This is a genomic window from Pseudomonas sp. A214, assembly GCF_900156295.1.
GTDB classification, from domain to species: Bacteria; Pseudomonadota; Gammaproteobacteria; order Pseudomonadales; family Pseudomonadaceae; genus Aquipseudomonas; species Aquipseudomonas rhizophila.
On record NZ_LT707062.1, the window covers coordinates 939,464 to 952,641 of the forward strand.

Genomic DNA, 13,178 nt, shown 5'->3' on the forward strand with positions numbered 1-13,178 from the left:
GGTTGCCATCATCCGATGCAGCGCCACCTTTCGCTGTGATTCAAGACAAGAGTTTCGGGAATAATCCAACCATGCGTTTGCACCTGTTCAAGGCTTTACCTTTCGCCCTCGCCGCCAGTTTCGTACAAGCACAAACCTTGCCGCAGGCTATGCAACAGGCGCTGGATGTCCATCCTGAGATTCAGGCCGGTGTGAACAGCCGACTGGCGGCGGACTACCAACTCAAGGCCGCTAAAGGCGGCTACCTGCCTAGAGTGGACCTTGCGGCGGGGTACGGTCGCGAAGGTACTGACAGTGTGACGACCCGCTCGGGCAGCAATAATCATTGGGAAACCTTGAACCGTAGCGAGTCCAGCCTGCGCCTGACGCAAATGGTTTTTGACGGTTTTGCGACGTCCAGCGAAGTGGGGCGTCAACAAGCCACCGTGAATGCCCGTGCCTATTCCTTGCTGGACGCGTCCGAGCGCACCGGATTGACCGTGGCCCAGGTTTATCTGGACGTGCTGACCCGACGCGAGTTCGTACGTCTGGCCGAGGAAAACCTCAAGAGTCACGAGCGCATCTTCGATCAAATCAAGCTGCGCACAGACCGTGGCGTGGGCAGCGGCGCCGATCTGGATCAGGCTGAGGCGCGCATGGCCCAGGCCCGCAACAACCTGATCACCGAGCAGACCAATCTGGCCGACGCCGAGACCAACTACCTCAGCGCAGTGGGCCAGATGCCCGACCAGCTGGAACGTCCCGCCGATTTTCTGGCGCTGTTGCCGGCCAACCTGAACGAAGCCCGTGCCCAGATGCTGGAGAACAGCCCGGTGTTGCGTTCCGCCGAAGCCGACATCGCGGCCGCCGAGCAACAGTACGAAGCCGCCAAGTCGAGCTTCTACCCCCGCTTCGACGCCGAGTTGGGCCGTACCGCCGACAACGATCTGGATGGTCAGAACGGTCACAACAACGAATGGCAAGCCATGCTGCGCATGCGTTTCAACCTGTACGCCGGTGGTAGCAACAAGGCGGATCTGGAGTCCAAGTCGTATCTGTCGAACCAGGCCCTGGACATCCGCAACAACGCCCTGCGTCAACTGACTGAAGAGTTGGGCCTGGCCTGGAACGCCCTCAACAACGCCAACGCCCAGGTACCGATTGCCCAGCAGTACGTCGATCACAGCGCCAACGTACGCACCGCCTACCAGCGGCAGTTCGGTCTCGGCGAGCGGACCCTGCTCGACTTGCTCGACAGCGAAAACGAGCTGTTCAGCGCCTCCCGCCGTCTGGCGGAGATCAAGAACGTGCAGTTGTTCAGCCAATATCGGATCAAGGCAACCATGGGGCAGTTGCTCAAAAGTCAGGGGGTTGTCGCGCCGTTGGCATCCGTTGTGCAGAATGACGTCAAGCCCAGGGTCCAGTTGCCTGGGATGAATTGAGTCATCCATCCCGTTTTGATCAGCAAAGAGTGCCCAGCGTGGAATCAGAAGTCAGTCGAGCCGAACTCATCCATGATCCACGCACGCTGCACGACGACCCATTGCTGGACGGCTTGCTGGCGCTTTGCATGCTCCATCAGAAGCCGGCCAGCGCGGCGATGCTCACCACCGGCCTGCCGTTGCCCAAGCAACGGCTGAGCGTCGAATTATTGTCGCGAGCGGCAGCACGTGCCGGTCTGCAAGGCCGGGTGCTGCAACGCAAGCTCGAGCAGATACCGACCATCGCCATGCCGGCCCTGCTGTTGCTCAAGGAGGGTCGTAGCGCGGTGTTGCTCGGCTGGGTCGGCGATGACCAGGCGCGTCTGCTGCTCAGCGAAAGTGATGGCGGCGAAGTGACGGTCAGCCGTGAACTGCTGGCCGACGACTACAGCGGCAAAGTGTTCTTCGCTCAACCGCAACACAAATTCGACGTGAACCACGGCACGCTCATTCCTCGGGCGCGTTCGTGGTTCCGCGACACGCTCAAGCGCTCGCGCTGGCTGTACGCCGACGCCATCGCTGCCAGCTTGCTGATCAACATTATCGCCATGGCGGCGCCGCTGTTCGTGATGAACGTTTACGATCGCGTGGTGCCGAACCAGGCCGAGTCCACCCTGTGGGTGCTGGCGATCGGTATTACCGGCGCCTATGTGTTCGACCTGATCCTCAAGATGTTGCGCAGCCTGTGCCTGGACCTGGCCGGCAAGAAAACCGACCTGATCATTTCGGCGACGCTGTTCGAGCGCATCGTTGGCATGGCCATGAAGTATCGCCCGGCACGGGTGGGCAGCTTTGCCCAGAACATCCATGAATTCCAAAGCCTGCGGGACTTTCTCGCCTCGCTGACCCTTACCAGCCTGATTGACCTGCCGTTCACCTTGCTGATTTTCATGGTCATCGCGATCCTCGGTGGGCATCTGGTATGGATTCCGGTGCTGGCCTTTCCGATTGCCCTGCTGATCGGCTACGCCTTGCAAAAGCCCCTGGTGGCGACCATGGAGCGAACCATGGCCCTGGGCGCCGAGCGTCAATCCAGCCTGATCGAAACCCTGGCCGGTCTGGATGCGGTGAAGGTCAACAACGCCGAGAGCGAGCGCCAGTATCAGTGGGAACAAACCATCGGCACCCTCAGCCGCCTCGAGCTGCGGGTCAAGATGCTGTCCGGCCTGGCGATGAACATCACCTTGCTGATCCAGCAGTTGGCCGGGGTGATCATGATTGTCTTCGGCGTCTATCAGATCATTGCCGGCAACCTGAGCATGGGTGGGTTGATCGCTTGCTACATGCTCAGTGGCCGCGCCCTCAGCCCATTGGCGTCGCTGTCGGGTCTGTTGACTCGCTATCAGCAGGCGCGGGTGACCATGGTTTCGGTCGATCAGATGATGGAGCTGCCCCAGGAGCGCAACTTCGAAGAGCGCCCGTTGAGCCGTAAGGTCTTGCAGGGTGCCATCGAATGCCGTCAGTTGAATTTCACCTACCCGAACCAGCAGAACGCTGCGCTGAAGAACATCAACCTGGTGATCAAGCCCGGGGAAAAAATCGGCATCATCGGTCGTAGCGGCTCGGGCAAGAGCTCCCTGGCCAAGTTGCTGGTGGGTCTGTATCAACCGGACGACGGAGCGCTGTTGGTGGATGGCGTGGACATTCGCCAGATCGACGTCAGCGAGCTGCGCTACAACATCGGTTATGTGCCGCAGGATATCCAGCTGCTGGCCGGTACCCTGCGGGACAACCTGACCTCCGGCGCCCGTTACGTCGAGGACGAACTGGTGCTCCAGGCCGCCGAACTTGCCGGTGTGCATGAGTTCGCGCGCTTGCACCCGCAAGGCTATGAACTGCAAGTTGGCGAGCGCGGGCAGAACCTGTCCGGCGGCCAGCGACAGAACGTCGCCCTGGCCCGCGCGCTGCTGCTCAACCCGCCCATCCTGCTGTTGGATGAACCCACCAGCGCCATGGACAACACCGGTGAGGAACGCTTGAAACAGCGCCTGGCCGCCGTGGTGGAAAACAAGACCGTGCTGCTGGTGACGCATCGGGCATCCTTGCTGTCGCTGGTGGACCGCCTGTTGGTGATCGACCGTGGGCAGATCCTCGCCGACGGCCCGAAAGCCGCGGTGATGGAAGCGTTGAAGAAGGGGCAGATCAGTGTTGCTTAAGTCGGGTTTGAAAAATGCCGTGGGCCGCTATTTCAAGGGCTCGGACTCGCTGCATGGCCAGCCTCTGCCTGAGGTCAACAAAGCCCTGATCGAAGACGCTCCGCGAGTGGTGCGGCTGACGATCTGGGGGATCATCGGCTTCTTTGTCTTCCTGTTGCTGTGGGCCAACTTCGCGCAGGTCGACGAAGTGACCAAGGGCGACGGCAAGGCGATTCCGTCGTCCAAGATCCAGAAGATCCAGAACCTGGAAGGCGGGATCGTTGCCGAGCTGTTTGTCAGCGAAGGGCAGATCGTCGAGGCCGGCGCGCCGTTGATTCGTCTGGATGACACTCGGTTTGTCTCCAACGTTGGGGAGACCGAGGCTGATCGGTTGTCCATGTTGTTGCGGGTCGAGCGGCTGAGTGCCGAAGTCGATGACCGGCCGCTGAACTTCCCGGAGGACGTGCTCAAGGCGGTTCCGCGCCAGGCCGCCAGCGAAGAGTCGCTGTACATCAGCCGCCGCCAGCAACTGCACGATGAAATCGGCGGGTTGCAGGAGCAGTTGATCCAGCGTCAGCAGGAGTTGCGCGAGTTTGTTTCCAAGCAGTCGCAGTACCGCTCCGCCCTGTCGTTGCAACGCCAGGAGATCAACATGTCCGAACCGCTGGTAGCCCAGGGTGCGGTGTCACCGGTGGAAGTGCTGCGGCTCAAGCGGGCTGAAGTCGAAACCCGTGGGCAACTCGACGCCACGACACTGGCGATTCCCCGCGCTGAATCGGCGATCAAGGAAGTGCAGCGCAAGATCGATGAGACGCGCGGCAAGTTCCGCAGCGAAGCCCTGACCCAACTCAATGAGGCGCGTACCGACCTGAACAAGGCCCAGGCCACCGGCAAGGCTTTGGAGGATCGGGTAAGCCGTACACTGGTCACCTCGCCGGTGCGGGGTATCGTCAACAAGTTGCTGGTGAACACCATCGGCGGGGTCATCCAGCCCGGCAGTGACCTGGTGGAAATCGTGCCCCTGGACGACACCCTTCTGGTGGAAGCGAAAATCCGTCCCCAGGACATCGCCTTCCTGCACCCCGGCCAGGACGCCACGGTGAAATTCACCGCGTACGACTACACCATTTACGGTGGGCTGAAAGCCAAGCTGGAGCAGATCGGCGCCGACACCATCACCGACGAAGACAAGAAAACCACTTACTACATCATCAAGCTGCGCACCGAGCGCAGTCATCTGGGCACCCCTGAAAAACCCCTGTTGATCATCCCGGGCATGGTGGCTTCGGTGGACATCATCACCGGCAAGAAAACCGTACTCAGTTACCTGCTCAAACCCATCATCAAGGCGCGGGCCGAGGCGTTGCACGAGCGGTAGTGTTTGAGCGGGCCTCCTCGTCACAAATGCTGAGTTGTCTGGGCTGACGTCGTCGCGAGCAGGCTCGCTCCCACAGGGTGACTGGCTGTGTCGCGATAGTGCTTTGCCACGGTAGGACTAGAGGTATCGGAGCTGGGCGTCGGTATATCCGGCTGCAGGGGTTTACCAGTAATCCGGTTTGATAGCGGGGGCTTTGTGGGTGGGTACTCGGGTGGGGAACTGGTGGGATTGGAGTTCCTCACAGGTGACAACGCGGCGTGTCCAGTGGGCGTGCTGCTTTAGCGAACCTGGAGACGGGCGATTCAGCTCGGCTCTGTGGGGAAGAATGACGCCGACGGTTATTGCAGGAAAGTCTTCTCGTACGGCTCTCAAGGCCGGCGTCATGTCGGTGTCGCTGGATACAAGCACCAACTGCTCCAACCGTTCATGATGCTTCAGTTTCGTTTGCTTGGCAGCGGTTCGATACATGCTGATTGCTATGTGAACGTCCGTTTCTTTCTCCTCCAGCTTCCAGATGTCGACTTTGTCGTTGCGAGACGCTTTCGTCTTTCTATCAATAAAGCGAGGGGCCTTGGCAGGTTCAAGTTGATGGTGACCGTAATGGACACAGATATGGGTGCTCTTCAGGGCGCGAATATAAGTGTCTTGCGCTTCTTTTGATGCTTGACCCCGGGTGGCCAATGACGGTTTGACCGAGGAGGTGAAGTAATCAACCGAGGAAGTGGTGCTCTGCGGATTTTCGATATGCGCGATATGCGACAACAGACTTCGCAGATCCAGCCACTTGTAAGGTGTGTCCGCGAGCAGCCCATAGAACAGGTTGTAGCCATCTACAAAAAATGCGGTTCGCACAAGCTCAATCCCCAGAAACGAAAAAACCGGCCTAAGCCGGTTTTTTCACCCCAACGGCCAGAAAATTGAATCTCTGCGTACGGGGTTGAGTAAAGCCATCCTAAGTTGAGCGTGACATGGCGTCAACTGCTGTTTGGTTTACCTTTTTTCACCGGCAGATCAGTGTTGAGCGTATGCGCGGTGGGAGGTCAAACTTATTCTTTGTTTGATCTGTCAGCGTTTGTTACGAAATTGAGGGCTCCTGCGGAGAATACGAGAGATCCATCACCGAAAGCCGTTTTGTATGAGTGGAAGCTCTCAAGATTCTGTGGGATTTGATACCGACTCATCCCAGCAAAAACCGAGCGCTTTTTGATCTCCTCTTTGGTCTTTTTGAAACAAGAGATTGCTTCCTCCTCCCTGCTACTCCCTTGACGCCCCCCACCGCTGTCGTAGACTCCGCCCATCCGTCAGGGAGTAACGGTTATGCGGCGTTCAGGTAGTTGGGTTTGGGGGTTGGTCTTTGTAACGTGCTGGGTGCAGGCGCAGACGCCTGTTTCCGATGATCCGCTGCTCGAGAGCGGCGTCAGGGCCAGTGCACCGAGCGGCAATGAGGCGCGTGGCGTGCTTCGGGCACGGGATCAGGCGGTGCTTGCCAGTGAGTTGGCTGGACGAATTGTCGAGTTGCCGTTCAGTGAGGGGGAGTCGTTCAAGCAGGGCGATACCCTGGCGCGTTTCGATTGTTCAGCGTACCAGGCTCAGCTCAATGCAGCTCGGGCCGCGAGCCGTGGTGCCAGTGAAGAACTGGCCCATAACAAGCAATTGGCGGCGTTGAAATCGGTCGGGCGTTTCGAAGTGGCACGCGCCGAGGCCAGGCTCAGCGAAGCGCAGGCGCAGTCCCAGGTTTATCAGGTCCAGGTCAAGCGCTGCAGCGTGATCGCGCCGTTCGATGGACAGGTGGTGGCGCGCGAGGTCCAGCGCTATGAAAGCGTGGCCGCCGGCGCGCCGTTGCTGGACGTGGTGGACAACCGCACCCTGGAAATCCATCTGCTGGTGCCTTCGCGCTGGATGGGCAGGCTCAAGCCGGGCCAGTCCTTCACCTTTGTCCCCGATGAAACCGGCCAGCCGCTGCAAGCGACGGTCAAACGCCTTGGCGCGCGCATCGACGAGGGTAGCCAGACTTTGCTGCTGGTGGCGACGCTGCCTGACGCCAAGGGGCTGTTGTCCGGCATGAGCGGTACGGCGCGTTTCGCGGAGTTCAAGTGAACGCGCCGATCACGGGCAGCGCCGAACAGGTATTTGCCCGATTCCTCGACCTGGAGCGCCAGACGCGGGCTGCGCGTACCCCGGCGCAACTGAGTTACAGCCTGGTCAACGATGGTCAGGCCCTGTTCGGGTTCCGCCATGCCGCGCTGTTGATCGCCGGCAAGGTCCAGGCGGTGACCGGCGTCAGTGCCGTGGATCCGAACGCACCGTTCGTGGCGTTTGTCGAGCAGGCGGTGGCGCAGCTATTCAAAAAAGGCTTGCTGAACCAGGCCCGGGTAATTGCCGCCGATGGGGTGAGCGACTCCATTCAGGCGGACTGGCGAAGCCTGTCGGCGGGGCAGGTGTTCTGGCTGCCGTTGATCGATCATCAGGGGCAGGTGTTCGGCGGTTTGTGGCTGGCCCGTGACCTGCCATGGCCCCCCTCTGAACAAGTGCTGCTGTCGCAACTGGGCGACACCTATAGCCACGCCTGGTTGGCGCTGCAACCGCGCAAACCGTGGCGCTTGCGCTGGACCCGCAAGCGTCAGGTCGCCTTGGTGGCGGTGCTGCTGTTGGGCTTGCTGGTTCCTGTCCGACAGTCGGTATTGGCCCCGGCCGAAGTGGTGCCGCTGGGCGGGCAGGTGGTGGCGGCACCTTTGGACGGGGTGATCGCCCAATTCCTGGTCAAACCCAACCAGAGCGTCAAGAGCGGCGACTTGCTATTGCGCTTCGAAAGCACCAGTCTCAAGGCCCAGGCCGATGTGGCCGAGCGCGTGTTGGGCGTGGCCGAGGCGGAACTCAAGGCTAACGCTCAGCGCGCGTTTGCCGATGCCGAGTCGAGCTCGAAGATTGATCTGTTGGCCGCTCGCGTCGAGCAGAAACGCGCCGAACGCGACTATGCAATCGAGTTGCTCAAACGCAGTGAAGTGCGCGCTGAACGGGACGGTATTGCGGTATTTGCCGATGCAGAACGTTGGCTCGGCAAGCCGGTGCAGACGGGGGAGCGGTTGATGGAAATCGCCGACCCGAACCAGGCCGAATTGCGTATTGAGCTGGCGGTGGGCGACGCGATTGACCTGGCCCCCGGTGCCCAGGTGGCGTTGTTCCTCGACAGTGATCCGTTGCAGCGACACCTGGCCAGGCTCGAACGTTCGGCCTACGAGGCGCAACCCACCGCTGCGGGGCAACTGGCGTATCGCCTGGACGCGCGTTTTGATGACGCGGCGCCGCGCATCGGTCTGCGGGGCACGGCGAAAATTTTCGGCGATCGCGCCCCGCTGGCGCTGTACCTGTTGCGTCGACCACTGGCCGGCTTGCGCCAGAGCGTGGGTCTGTAGCATGGGACTGCCGAGCCTGCGGCCAGACCTGCAATTGTCCCCTGCCGCCCCGGACCCGGACGGCTCCCCTCAATGGACCCTGGCCGATCCGGTACGCGGGCGCTATTTCAAGCTTGGCGCGGCGGCGATGCGCATGCTGCGGCACTGGTCCCTTGGTGAGCCGGAACAGGTGCTGCAAGCCGCGAACCGTGAGCCGGGCCTTCCGCTCAATAATGAATCGCTGGAGCAATTGCTGGGCTTTTTGCGAGGTCACGATCTGATCAGCGCCATGGACCCGCAACAGCGCGACAGCTATCAGTTCAAGACGGCCGCCCAGCGTCAGAGCCTGTGGCAGATCCTGCTGCACCAGTATCTGTTTTTTCGCATTCCGTTGTGGCGCCCGGATGCTTTTCTCAACCGCGCCTGGCCTTTTCTCGCGCGGTACGGGCCCGCCATCCTGCGGTATGGCATGCCGCTGACCCTGGGCGTGGGCATTTTTCTGGTGTCGCGGGACTGGCAGCGCTTCGTGGCGACGTTTCCGCACCTGTTCAGCCTGGGTGGCGCGCTGGCATTCGCGGTGGCGTTGTTCTTCGCCAAGTTGTGCCACGAGTTCGGTCATGCCTTCATGGCCAAGCGCGCCGGTTGCCGTGTGCAGAGCATGGGCGTGGCATTCATGGTGCTGTTGCCGATGTTCTATACCGACGTCAGCGACGCCTGGCGGGTCAATGATCGTCGTGCCCGGCTGCTGATCGGCGCCGGCGGTGTACTGGCCGAATTGCTGCTGGCGTGCATCGCGTTGCTGGCCTGGTCGCTGTTGCCCGACGGACCGGCCCGCACTGCCGCGTTCATGTTGGCCAGCGCCACCTGGATCACCACGTTGATCATCAACCTGAACCCCTTCATGCGCTTCGACGGTTATTTTCTTCTCAGTGATTTCTGGGCAGTGGATAACCTCCAGGGGCGAGCGTTTGCGTTGTGCCGCTGGCGTTTGCGTGAAGCCTTGTTCGGTTATGGCGCGCCGGCTCCGGAACCCTGGACGCCGACAATGCGTCGTCGCTTGCTGGTGTGGGGATACGGCGCCTGGTTATGGCGCGCGGCGTTGTTTTTGGGTATTGCCCTGGCGGTCTATCACCTGTTCTTCAAGGTGCTGGGCATTTTCCTGATGCTGGTGGAATTGGTGTGGTTCATTTTTATGCCCATCGTGAACGAATGGCGGCAGTGGTGGAGCCGGCGCGAGCAGGCCCATGGTCCGCGAGTGCTGCTCAGTGGCCTGGTGTTACTGGCGTTGGCGTTGGCGCTGCTGTTGCCCTGGCGCAGCGCCGTCGAGGTACCGGTCATGCTTGAGGCCGGTCGCGCCAGTGCCTTGCATGCGCCGGTGGCGGCACGGATCAAACAGGTGAATGTGCATGACGGCCAGACCGTGGCCCAGGGCGATGTGTTGATCGAGCTGGAGTCACCGGACATGGCTTCGCGCCTGGCGATTGTGCGGCGGGAAATCGAGATCCAGCAGTTACAGATGCGTCGCCAGGCCGGCCGCAGCGAAACCGCCGCCGATGCCGGTATCGTCGAACAACAACTGGCCGAAGCGGTGGCCGAATACCGGGGCCTGGTCGCCCAGCGTGAGCGCCTGCTGTTACGCGCGCCCCATGCCGGACAGGTGCGTGATCTGTTACCACAGTTGTCGGTGGGGCGCTGGTTGTCGCCCACACAGCCGCTGGCGCGGGTGGTACAGGCCGACTCCCGCTTACGCGGCTACCTGACCGAAGCCGAGCTTTGGCGGGTCGAACCCGGGGCCACGGGGCGTTTCATTGCTGACGATCCAATGCACCCCTCGATTGCCGTGCAATTGAACGAGATCGATACCAATGGCGTGGCCTGGGTCGAGCAACAGGCGTTGACGTCCGATCACCACGGGCCGATCGCGGTACGGCGTGACTCGCAGCAACGGGCGGAGCCGGTGCAGGCGCAATATGGCGTGCGTTTGAGTGCTGTTGATAACACGCCTGCGCCGGCGCAACCGCTGCGTGGCGTAGTGGTGTTGCAGGGGCACGGTGAGTCGGTGTTGGGAGCGACCTGGCGTCGGCTGGCGGCGCTGGGTGTCAGGGAAAGCGGGTTTTAAGGAGCGAGCATGAATTCAGTGGCGGCGGAGGGGTTGGTGGTACGGCCATCGCAGGTCAGCGATGGGCCGTTTCTGCAGAGTCTTTACCAGACGGCGCGAGCGGATCTGCAATGGATCGACGGCGAGCACGAGCAAGTACAGCAGGTGATCGCACAGCAGTTCCAGGTGCAGGAGCAAGGGCTTGGGGATAACTTCCCCAACGCCATGCATTACGTCGTGGAAAAGCTCGGCACCGCCATTGGCGCCTTGAGCACTGATTTTGGCCCCAATGAAATCCGTGTGCTGTACCTGGCGTTCATCCCCCAGGCGCGCGGGCAAGGTTACGGTCGGGCCGTGCTGCAAGGGGTACAGAAAGCCGCACAACAGATCCGCTGCCCGGTGGCGACCGTGGTCTGGAGCAGTAACCCGCACGCACGCCAGCATTACCTGGCATTGGGCTTTGAAGTGCAGGAGCGCAACCCGGCGGCGGAGCGGCTGGTTTGGTATCCGAAGGGGAACTGAGCTGCTTCTGGCTCGTGTGGGAGCGAGCCTGCTCGCGATAGCGGTGGTTCAGTTTGAAGTGATGTTGGCTATGCCACCGTCATCGCGAGCAGGCTCGCTCCCACAAGGGATCATCAGTCTTCAGTTAAACGCAATGTAGAAATACCCCAGCGCCGGATCCCGTCCCATGGGCGGTATCCGCGACACAAACACCCCTTCGAGTCTTCCCAGTTCTGGCACCTCCAGGCCACAGGGCCCGTCCACGAAGTCCGTGTTCTGCAGGCTGTTGAACTCCACGCTGAACGGCATGCGCTCAGCGTTCGGCATCTTCGCCCGAGGTGCTTGCTCGAGGGTTTCGAACCGCACGGGCAGGGTACTTCCATCGGGTAGGGTCAGGTTGCTGACCTGGCCCAGCAGCGGCTGGAAATGACGGCTTTGGACTTGCAGCAGCATCTCGGCGCTCCAAAAGGCCGGAGGACCGCAGCCCTCCGGCGGGTGATCAGTTACGGGAGGGGAAAAAGCCTTGCAGGGCGATGCTGAAGTTGATCGCCAGGAACGGGTTCATGATCGCCATCGGTGTACTGCTTCCCGCTGGGGACACCGTGCCGCTGATGGTGGTGGTCACGCCTTGCAGCGCTACCGGTGAAGCGCCGAGCTGGTCGGAATAGATATTCGCTGCGCCCGGTCCGGTGCCCGAGGTGCCGATGAACGAGTTGGTGGCCGTTGGAGTATTCACCGGATTGCTGGCCGGGTTCGCCAGCTGCAAAGCGGTCGCGGCGGTAGCCCCTGTGAGGGCGTGAGTGTGCGCGGGCAGGTTGGCCTGCGTCGCGGTGACGTTTTCGGTGCCGGAGATTTCGCCGATGACACGCGGCGTCAGGCCCAAACCGTTGCCCATGCCCATGGGCAGGCGACCCTGCAGGTTGGGGAGCATGAAGGTGGTCTGGCCGTTGCCCCCGTACGTCACGCCGATCAGGGCGAATAAGGTTTGGTACTGGGAAAGGGCAAGCGTCTGCCCGTTGCACAGGGCCCAATCTCTGGGCGCGAAGTTGAAGGCGAACGACTGGATAGTGCCGATGAATACTTCCATAGAATCCTCATCCATCAGGTTATTGGTATGGCGACTCGTCACGCACGGCTGAGCGTAGACCGAGATATTTCATTCTGCTGGGCTGGAAGGGAGGAAAAATGTTGTCCAGTGGCTTAATCGATTCAGGTTCGCATGGCGCCTATACCGTCCATCTTTTTTACAGATCTGGCTGGGTTTGATATCAAAGTAGTACTAGTCGCGGATTATTTCCTCAGCTACGCTTTGCGCTACAAATGGAATACAAACAAGGTGAAGGGATTGCCGCAGTTTCACTTTATCTCCGGTTTACCGCGCTCGGGCTCGACCCTGCTTTCTGCCATTTTGCTGCAGAACCCGCGCTTTCATGCCGGCATGACCAGCCCCGTCGGTTCGCTGTTCAGCAGCGTCCTGCAGCAATGCAGCGCCGGCAGTGAGTTTGGCTCGGTGATCGACACCGACCTGCGCCGTCGCCTGTTGCGCGGGCTGTTCGACTCCTACTACGCCGACAAGGCCGACAAACCCGTCATCTTCGATACAAATCGCCAGTGGTGCGCCCGCTTGCCTGCGTTGCAGGACCTGTTCCCCCAGGCCAAGACCATCGCCTGCGTGCGCAACGTCGCCTGGGTGCTGGACAGCCTGGAGCGGCTTTACCGCGCCAATCCGTTCGAGAACACCAAGCTGTTCAATGACGATGACGAGCGCAACACCGTCTACAGCCGCTGCGAAACCCTGGCCCAGCGCAACCGCCTGGTTGGCTTTGCCTGGACAGCGCTCAAAGAGGCGTATTACGGCGAAAACGCCGAGTCCATGTTGATCGTCGACTATGACCTGTTGAGCCAAGCCCCGGAGCGGGTGATGCGCCTGGTGTACGAGTTCATCGGTGAGCCCTGGTTCGAACACGACTTCAATCACTTGACCTACGACGCACCGGCCTTCGACCAGGCCTTGGGCGTTGCCGGCCTGCACAAGGTCAAGCCCAAGGTCGCGCCGCAAGCCCGGCGGACCTTGTTGCCGCCGGATCTGTTTGAAAAGTATGCCGAGTTGTCGTTCTGGCGCGATGGGTCCGCCAGCGCCGCCAATGTCATTCGTATGAAAACCGACGCCGCGGTCAGTTGACTCGCGGTTTTTTTCATTTGCGTGTTTAAAAA

Annotated in this window: 11 protein-coding genes; 8 read left to right on the forward strand and 3 right to left on the reverse strand. The window is 60.9% G+C overall.

Features of this window, described 5'->3' with window-relative positions; translation table 11 throughout:
- Nucleotides 1-71 precede the first annotated feature (71 nt).
- Genes BW979_RS04175 through BW979_RS04185 form a run of 3 tightly spaced genes read left to right on the forward strand, consistent with a single transcriptional unit; the run spans nucleotide 72 to nucleotide 4,973 of the window.
- Nucleotides 72-1,421 carry a TolC family outer membrane protein gene (locus BW979_RS04175; RefSeq protein WP_047230445.1) on the forward strand — a complete coding sequence of 450 codons (1,350 nt, stop codon included), beginning with the start codon at nucleotides 72-74 and terminating at the stop codon, nucleotides 1,419-1,421.
- A 38-nt stretch (nucleotides 1,422-1,459) separates the two neighbouring features.
- Complete coding sequence (locus tag BW979_RS04180) at nucleotides 1,460-3,616, forward strand: type I secretion system permease/ATPase (RefSeq protein WP_076383240.1); 2,157 nt, start codon at nucleotides 1,460-1,462, stop codon at nucleotides 3,614-3,616.
- Nucleotides 3,606-4,973, forward strand: a complete 1,368-nt coding sequence (locus BW979_RS04185) for an HlyD family type I secretion periplasmic adaptor subunit (RefSeq protein ID WP_047230443.1) — start codon at nucleotides 3,606-3,608, stop codon at nucleotides 4,971-4,973. The genes BW979_RS04180 and BW979_RS04185 overlap by 11 nt, the downstream gene beginning before the upstream one ends.
- A gap of 162 nt (nucleotides 4,974-5,135) precedes the next feature.
- Here the strand turns inward: BW979_RS04185 and BW979_RS04190 are convergent, their stop codons facing one another.
- Entirely contained in the window at nucleotides 5,136-5,825 is a 690-nt protein-coding gene (locus BW979_RS04190; RefSeq protein WP_076383241.1) for an NYN domain-containing protein, read from the reverse strand.
- A 465-nt stretch (nucleotides 5,826-6,290) separates the two neighbouring features.
- On the opposite strand from BW979_RS04190, the gene BW979_RS04195 reads away from it, so the two are divergent.
- From BW979_RS04195 to BW979_RS04210, 4 genes are read left to right on the forward strand one after another with little or no spacing between them, the layout of a single operon-like run.
- A complete protein-coding gene (locus BW979_RS04195; RefSeq protein ID WP_047230440.1) occupies nucleotides 6,291-7,070 on the forward strand; it encodes an efflux RND transporter periplasmic adaptor subunit in 780 nt (259 codons plus the stop codon).
- Nucleotides 7,067-8,386, forward strand: coding sequence for an efflux RND transporter periplasmic adaptor subunit (locus BW979_RS04200; RefSeq protein ID WP_076383242.1), 1,320 nt, complete (start codon nucleotides 7,067-7,069; stop codon nucleotides 8,384-8,386). The genes BW979_RS04195 and BW979_RS04200 overlap by 4 nt, the downstream gene beginning before the upstream one ends.
- 1 nt (nucleotide 8,387) lies before the next feature.
- Nucleotides 8,388-10,484 carry a biotin/lipoyl-binding protein gene (locus BW979_RS04205; RefSeq protein ID WP_047230438.1) on the forward strand — a complete coding sequence of 699 codons (2,097 nt, stop codon included), beginning with the start codon at nucleotides 8,388-8,390 and terminating at the stop codon, nucleotides 10,482-10,484.
- Nucleotides 10,485-10,493: 9 nt separating this feature from the next.
- Nucleotides 10,494-10,985: a GNAT family N-acetyltransferase gene (locus BW979_RS04210; RefSeq protein ID WP_047230437.1), complete on the forward strand. Its 492-nt coding sequence runs from the start codon at nucleotides 10,494-10,496 to the stop codon at nucleotides 10,983-10,985.
- Nucleotides 10,986-11,105: 120 nt separating this feature from the next.
- Here the strand turns inward: BW979_RS04210 and BW979_RS04215 are convergent, their stop codons facing one another.
- Together BW979_RS04215 and BW979_RS04220 are read right to left on the reverse strand one after the other, a co-directional pair.
- Nucleotides 11,106-11,417: a DUF6916 family protein gene (locus BW979_RS04215; RefSeq protein WP_047230436.1), complete on the reverse strand. Its 312-nt coding sequence runs from the start codon at nucleotides 11,415-11,417 to the stop codon at nucleotides 11,106-11,108.
- A gap of 46 nt (nucleotides 11,418-11,463) precedes the next feature.
- A complete protein-coding gene (locus BW979_RS04220) occupies nucleotides 11,464-12,051 on the reverse strand; it encodes a phage tail protein (RefSeq protein WP_047230435.1) in 588 nt (195 codons plus the stop codon).
- A gap of 249 nt (nucleotides 12,052-12,300) precedes the next feature.
- Between BW979_RS04220 and BW979_RS04225 the strand changes: the two genes are divergently transcribed.
- Nucleotides 12,301-13,146 (forward strand): sulfotransferase family protein, encoded by an 846-nt coding sequence (locus BW979_RS04225; protein ID WP_047230434.1) that lies wholly within the window; start codon nucleotides 12,301-12,303, stop codon nucleotides 13,144-13,146.
- Nucleotides 13,147-13,178 lie beyond the last annotated feature (32 nt).